The 928-nt window shown below is 55.5% G+C and carries 1 pseudogene; it reads right to left on the reverse strand.

The annotated features are described in order from the left end of the window. Window positions 1-805: 805 nt before the first annotated feature. Window positions 806-928, reverse strand: a pseudogene (locus tag K5R16_RS21955) (type II secretion system protein); the annotation flags it as partial.

Genomic DNA, 928 nt, shown 5'->3' on the forward strand with positions numbered 1-928 from the left:
GGGTTATGCCCTGGCAGTAACTTTGCCCCGGGCCGGCAATATAGGTGGCGGCGGGTTCATGCTGGTACACCTGGCGAAGGAAAACAAGACCATAGCCATAGACTATCGGGAGATGGCGCCTTCCAAGGCCCACAGGGATATCTTCCTCGATGACAAGGGCAATGCGGTCAATAAACTCAGCCGCGAGCACGGCCTGGCGGTAGGCGTTCCCGGCACTGTGATGGGCATGGAGCTGGCCCTGTCCAAGTATGGCACCATGAAACGGGAGCAAGTGATAGCCCCGGCGATCAAACTGGCGCGGGATGGGATCAGCGTTACTTCAGATCTGGCCAACTCCCTCGATGGGGTTAAGCGCCGCATCTCCCAATGGCCAAGCTCTGCCGCCATCTTCTACAAGGCAGATGGCAGCAGCTTTGTACCGGGCGATATCATCAAGCAGCCTGAGTTGGCTCACTCGCTGGAGCTGATTGCCAAACAGGGCAGCAAAGGATTTTACCAAGGGGAAACCGCCGAGAAACTGGTGAGTGCCATTCAGGCTGCCGGCGGCATCATGACCCTTGAGGATCTCAACAACTATCAGGCCATAGAGCGCCAGCCGGTGCGCGGACACTATCGAGGCTATGAGGTGGTTTCCATGCCGCCGCCATCATCGGGTGGCATCCATATCATAGAGATCCTCAACATTCTCGAGCAGTACCCCATCCATGATCTGGGCCACAACACCGCCGCCACTTTGCATCTTATGGCCGAGCCCACGAGACAGGCAGAAATCTCGTATGCCGTCTTCTGCTAGTAAAAAAACAAAACGCGCTTCTACCATTTGATTATGGGCAACCCATTGCGCCATAGTGCGCTCTTCCAATATCGGCATATTGGCCATCTGCTCGCCCAGGCTTTTAGTTATGGATACTGCGGCAATTGAAAAAAC

This window comes from Shewanella sp. c952 (assembly GCF_019654975.1).
GTDB lineage: Bacteria > Pseudomonadota > Gammaproteobacteria > Enterobacterales > Shewanellaceae > Shewanella.